Source organism: Clostridia bacterium, from assembly GCA_012840125.1.
Lineage (GTDB): Bacteria > Bacillota > DULZ01 > DULZ01 > DULZ01 > DULZ01.
This window is the reverse complement of the sequence record DULZ01000099.1, coordinates 1-1,975: the sequence shown is the minus strand read 5'-3', so window position 1 is coordinate 1,975 and position 1,975 is coordinate 1. Positions and strand designations below refer to the sequence as shown.

Annotated in this window: 3 protein-coding genes; all 3 read right to left on the bottom strand. The window is 54.2% G+C overall.

Annotation, left to right across the window (positions count from 1 at the left end; genetic code table 11):
* A partial coding sequence (locus tag GXX34_11740) for a phosphopentomutase (GenBank protein HHW08178.1) occupies nt 1-368 on the bottom strand: 368 nt, incomplete at its 3' end.
* A 19-nt stretch (nt 369-387) separates the two neighbouring features.
* Complete coding sequence (deoC, locus tag GXX34_11735) at nt 388-1,068, bottom strand: deoxyribose-phosphate aldolase (GenBank protein ID HHW08177.1); 681 nt, start codon at nt 1,066-1,068, stop codon at nt 388-390.
* Nucleotides 1,069-1,106: 38 nt separating this feature from the next.
* Nucleotides 1,107-1,883 carry a nucleoside phosphorylase gene (locus GXX34_11730; GenBank protein HHW08176.1) on the bottom strand — a complete coding sequence of 259 codons (777 nt, stop codon included), beginning with the start codon at nt 1,881-1,883 and terminating at the stop codon, nt 1,107-1,109.
* Nucleotides 1,884-1,975 lie beyond the last annotated feature (92 nt).

Genomic DNA, 1,975 nt, shown 5'->3' with positions numbered 1-1,975 from the left:
CCCAGCACCTGCCGGCCGGTCCGTTTTTCAAATTCTTCGATAACCTCAGGTGGAAAACCGTTTGGATACACGGGAAACGGTTTATCCAGGATGATGCCGGCCATCTCCCAGTGGCCGGTGGTGGTGTCCTTGCCGGGGGAACGTTCCGCCATCTTGCCGTAGGCGGCCAGGGGATGGGCCGCGGGAGCAATGCCCTCCAGGGGAGCAATGTTCCCCAAGCCGAGGCTGCCTAAACAAGGTAGCTGCAGCTGCACCCGGCGGGCCACATTTCCCAGGGTGTTGCTTCCTTCATCGCCGAACAGGTGAGCGTCAGGCAGGGCGCCAATACCCACCCCATCCAAGACAATCAGCATGACTCTCCGTTTCATGGACATCTCCCTTCCCGCGTCAATCCAAGCTAACGGCATCCTCGAATTCCTTCATAATCGCCACAGACGCACTGCTGCCAATCCGGTTGGCACCCGCTTGTACCATTTCCTTTAGCTGCTGTAAAGTGCGGATCCCGCCGGAAGCTTTCACCCCGAAATGCTCTCCCACGGCGGCCCGCATGAGGGATACCGCCTCCAGGGTAGCCCCGCCGGCTAAAAAACCGGTGGAAGTCTTCACAAAATGGGCCCCGGCTTCTTGGGTTACCCGGCACGCCTGCACAATTTCCTCTTTCTCCAGCAGCCCCGTTTCCAAAATGACTTTCACCGGTCTACCCGCTGCTCCTTCCACCACGGCCCGGATATCCCGCCGCACATAGTCCCAATCCCCGGCCTTCACCGCCCCCAGGGCGATCACCATATCCACTTCATCCGCCCCTAGTTGGACAGCCTCCACCGTTTCCCGTCTTTTTTGCTCCGGGGTATTGGCTCCCAGGGGAAAGCCGATGACGGTACAAACCTGCACCGGGCTGCCGGCTAAATACTCCTTAGCCGTTTTCACATAACAAGGATTGATACACACCGAAAAGAAGCCATGTTCTTTCGCTTCCTCGCATAGGGACCGGATATCGCCCAGGGTGGCCGCCGGTTTTAGTAAAGTATGGTCAATCAAGGCGGCCACCTTTTCCCTGCTCCATGCCATTTCCTCATCCCTCCCCGTAGGGTTACTTATTCACCACATTAGACCAGTTTCCTCTGTTCAAAAGCGGCAATGGCTTCCAAGACCAGCTTGATTTCTTTATCCCATCCTTCGGCCAATTTGGTATTTTCCCTGCCATAAACCACTTCATTAGTCATCAAGTTGGCAGAAGCGGCACAAACCATGGCGGCTCTTTTTTGCCGCAGGTGGCAAATGGTAAAGATAGCTGAGCTCTCCATTTCGATATTAGTGATGTTCAAGGAAGCCAGCTTTTCGATCCACTCCTGGGTTTCCCCGTAAAAAGCGTCGTCGGTGGCGTTAATGCCGTAATAATATTTAAAGCCTAACTCATCCTTCAACCTCTCCGCCGTATCAATAAGGGTCCTGGTGAGCTCGAAGTCGGGTACCGCCGGGAAGCAATCCGGCACATAAAAGCGGGAGGTACCCTCGTTTTTCATGGAACCGACGGAAATGATCAAGTCGCCGATGTGAATGTCGGGGCGCAGGGCCGCCGAGCTGCCGATGCGGATGAAGCATTCCGCCCCGATATTAATCAGCTCTTCCACCGCAATGGCCGCCGACGGGCAGCCCATGCCGGTGGAAGTAACGGAAACCTTGATGCCTTTATAGTAACCGGTAAAGGTCCGGTGTTCCCTCTTGTGGGCCACCAGTTTCGCGTCCTCCAAATACTTGGCCACCATATCGGAACGGGCCGGGTCTCCAGGCAGTAGGACATATTTACCTACATCCCCTTCTTCCAAATCGATATGGTATTGCCTAACTCCTTTTAACTGTTCAGCTTTATTGGTAATAGCCATCTAAACATATCCCCTTTCTATTGCTTCGATAAAAGTTGGACCGAATATGGACTAACGATTCGTTACAGCAGTGCTATAGCTGTTACCTGATT

Excerpts from the sequence above, each read along its gene's own strand:
- deoC (HHW08177.1), bottom strand. The coding sequence starts at position 1,068 with ATGGCATGGAGCAGGGAAAAGGTGGCCGCCTTGATTGACCATACTTTA.
- GXX34_11730 (HHW08176.1), bottom strand. The coding sequence starts at position 1,883 with ATGGCTATTACCAATAAAGCTGAACAGTTAAAAGGAGTTAGGCAATAC.